The sequence below is a fragment of the Teichococcus deserti genome, from assembly GCF_001982615.1.
GTDB classification, from domain to species: domain Bacteria; phylum Pseudomonadota; class Alphaproteobacteria; order Acetobacterales; family Acetobacteraceae; genus Pseudoroseomonas; species Pseudoroseomonas deserti.
In genome coordinates, this window is sequence record NZ_MLCO01000210.1 from 1 (window position 1) to 2,283 (window position 2,283).

Annotated in this window: 5 protein-coding genes; 2 read left to right on the forward strand and 3 right to left on the reverse strand. The window is 69.8% G+C overall.

Going from position 1 to position 2,283, the window contains the following annotated elements:
- The first annotated feature begins 12 nt into the window (after window positions 1-12).
- Window positions 13-159 carry a hypothetical protein gene (locus BKE38_RS33830; RefSeq protein ID WP_367596068.1) on the forward strand — a complete coding sequence of 49 codons (147 nt, stop codon included), beginning with the start codon at window positions 13-15 and terminating at the stop codon, window positions 157-159.
- A gap of 106 nt (window positions 160-265) precedes the next feature.
- Here the strand turns inward: BKE38_RS33830 and vapC are convergent, their stop codons facing one another.
- The 3 genes from vapC to BKE38_RS20035 form a co-directional block, all read right to left on the reverse strand.
- Window positions 266-673, reverse strand: coding sequence for a tRNA(fMet)-specific endonuclease VapC (gene vapC, locus BKE38_RS20025; protein WP_076959018.1), 408 nt, complete (start codon window positions 671-673; stop codon window positions 266-268).
- On the reverse strand, window positions 673-894 hold the full coding sequence (gene vapB, locus BKE38_RS20030; protein WP_076959019.1) for a type II toxin-antitoxin system VapB family antitoxin: 222 nt from the start codon (window positions 892-894) through the stop codon (window positions 673-675). The genes vapC and vapB overlap by 1 nt, the downstream gene beginning before the upstream one ends.
- Before the next feature lie 70 nt (window positions 895-964).
- Complete coding sequence (locus BKE38_RS20035; RefSeq protein WP_242662496.1) at window positions 965-1,708, reverse strand: IclR family transcriptional regulator; 744 nt, start codon at window positions 1,706-1,708, stop codon at window positions 965-967.
- Between the two features lie 171 nt (window positions 1,709-1,879).
- Here BKE38_RS20035 and BKE38_RS20040 point away from each other — a divergent pair.
- The coding region (locus tag BKE38_RS20040; RefSeq protein ID WP_165694238.1) for an MFS transporter at window positions 1,880-2,283 on the forward strand (404 nt) is incomplete at its 3' end.

A 2,283-nucleotide genomic window follows, 5' to 3' on the forward strand; every position in this document is an offset into this window, starting at 1 on the left:
GGTCAGCGGCCGCTGACCTTCCTGGTCGACGGGATGCCGCTGGACGGCACGCCGGCGCGGCGCGACACCGCCTGGATCCCGCAGGGACCCGGGCATTACCGGGTGACGGTGCTGGATGCCTCCGGCGCCAGCGCGACCGCGGCGATCCGGGTGCATTGAGGGGCGACGGTCGTGGTCCGCGGCAGGTCGAGCAACGACCGCCAGCCGCTTTACTTTACATAAGATAGCTTATGCGTCGAAAGTGCGGGTTGGAAATGCCGCTGGATCAAGGCATCGCCAGCCAGTCCTCCGAGCGCAATCCGGCGACCCGGCGGAACTCGCCGAGGTCGCCGGTGATCACCATCAGCCCGCGGCTGCGGGCATGGCCGGCGATCAGCAGGTCATAGGGGCCGATGACGCTGCCCTGCCCTTCGAGCTCGGCGCGGATCTCGCCGGCATGGGCGGCGGCCGCGGCGTCGAAGGGCAGCACGGCGAGCCGCTCGGCGAAGCGCTCGACCTCGCGGCGGTTTTCCGACGCCCGGGCCGAGCGCGCCGCGCCATGGAACAGCTCTTTCAGGGTGATGGCGCTGATGCAGAGCGCCTCGGCCTCGGCGTTGAAGCGCGGGCGCAAGCCGGGCGGCCGGTCGCGCAGCACCCGGATGCAGAGGTTGGTGTCCAGCATGAAACGCAGCATCAGAAGCTTTCGCGGAGCTGATGCGGCGGCTGGTCGCGCGGACCGAGATCGATACCGGAAGCCTCGAAGAAGTCGTCCCACAGGGCATTGGCCGGCACGATCACCCGGCGGGCGCCGTCGCGTAGGATGGCGACCTCGCGCACGCCGTCCGGGAAGGCCACATCCTTGGGCAGCCGCAGCGCCTGGCTGCGGTTGTTCAGGAACAGCGCGGTGCGGGTCACGGGTGGCCTCCCTGGTTCGTATATGGCACAGGGATATACAAATTGACCTGCGGCGGCAATGGAAAACGGATCACCCCGCCGCGCTGCGCAGGCCCCGCGTCACCTCCAGCAGCAGCGGCGCGAAGCGGCGGCCGAATTCCTCCCTGTCCCATTCGCCCAGTGGCGCGGCCAGGTGCACCGCGCCCACCGGCCGGCCATCGGCGCGCTGCACGGCGGCGCCGAGCACGCGCTCGCCCTGCTCCACCTCTTCCGCCGCGGCGCCGTAGCCGTCCTGCCGGGCCTGCTCGACGCGGGCCATGATGGCGGCCGGGTCGGTCAGGGTCTGCGGCGTCAGCGGGCGCAGCGGCGAGCGGGCCAGGATGTCCTCGGCCTCGGCGCGCGGCAGCTGGGCCAGGATGGCGCGGCCGCCGGCGGTGCAGAACAGCGGCACCCGCCGCCCGATCAGCGAGGCCCAGAAGTATTCACGCTGGCTCTGCTGCCGGATCACGTAGATCAGGGAGACGTCTTCCCACAGGCTCAGGCTGACGCGCTGGCCGGTGCTGCGGCGCAGCTCCGCCAGCATCGGCATGGCGGCCTCGACCAGGCGGTTGCCCTGCAGGTAGCTGAAGGTCAGCTCCAGCACCCGGTGGCCCAGCCGGTAGCGGCGGGTGCGGGTGTCCTTTTCCAGATAGCCCAGCTTCCACAGCGAATGGGAGAAGCGCTGGGCGGCACTTTTGTCGAGGCCGGTGGCCGCGGCAATTTCGCCCAGCGACAGCGGTCCTCCCGCATCGCGGAAGGCGTGCAGCACCTGGAAGGCCTTGTGGACGGATCCCACGGCCAAGGGGTCTTTTTCCGTCATCCCCGCCCTTCCCGACTCCGCCCGCTGCCTTGCCAGCGGGCGGCACCTGGCTTCAAATCACCAAGCGATCTTGAATATCAGATAGTGATACGAAACTCCAGGTCAAGGTTCAGCATGCGGCCGGCCTGGGCAGGAAAGAGCTTCACCATGGCAGAAACACCCCAAGGCGCGCCCAACGCCGCGGAAGGCCGCCGCGCGGTCGGCGCGGCGGTCGTCGGCAATGTGCTCGAATGGTATGACTTCTCGGCCTACGGCTATCTGGCCACCATCATCGCCGGGCGCTTCTTCCCGGCCGGCGACGAGACCAGCGCGCTGCTGGCGACCTTCGCCGCCTTCGGCCTGGGCTTCGTCGCGCGGCCGCTGGGCGGCATCGTCATCGGCCGCATGGGCGACACCCATGGCCGCAAGGCGGCGCTGGTGCTGACCATCTTCATGATGGCGGTCGGCACCGTCGGCATCGGGTTGATCCCGACCTATGCGACCATCGGCATCGCGGCGCCGCTGCTGCTGGTGATCTGCCGGCTGATGCAGGGCTTCGCCGCCGGCGGCGA